General features: G+C 55.5%; 1 protein-coding gene. It reads right to left on the reverse strand.

The genetic code is table 11. The annotated features are described in order from the left end of the window. Positions 1-139 precede the first annotated feature (139 nt). Positions 140-235 carry an inovirus-type Gp2 protein gene (locus tag QN399_RS26885; RefSeq protein ID WP_369125140.1) on the reverse strand — a complete coding sequence of 32 codons (96 nt, stop codon included), beginning with the start codon at positions 233-235 and terminating at the stop codon, positions 140-142. Position 236 lies beyond the last annotated feature (1 nt).

The following is a 236-nucleotide window of genomic DNA, read 5'->3' on the forward strand; positions in this document are numbered from 1 at the left end:
GATCATATGCCCTCTGGCTTCATTTGAGGGCCAACGAGGACGCTCAAATCCGACTGACGCCACATCCATGACTGCCATCCCCAAAGACTTTAGTAGCTGCTTTGCAGAGTTAGCTGCTGCAGGTTAGCCGGGAGGGGGGCTATCCCCTACTGCATCCAAACACTTGGCATCGATTGCCGTACACCTTGGTCGCGGCCTTGCAGAGGTAGCTGACGCGAAGGAAGTACCGATCCATC

This window comes from Pseudomonas sp. 10C3, from assembly GCF_036346185.1.
In the GTDB taxonomy this organism is placed as follows: domain Bacteria; phylum Pseudomonadota; class Gammaproteobacteria; order Pseudomonadales; family Pseudomonadaceae; genus Aquipseudomonas.

What these genes read in the sequence shown, in the direction of transcription:
- QN399_RS26885 (WP_369125140.1), bottom strand. Translation starts at nt 235, where the DNA reads ATGGATCGGTACTTCCTTCGCGTCAGCTACCTCTGCAAGGCCGCGACC.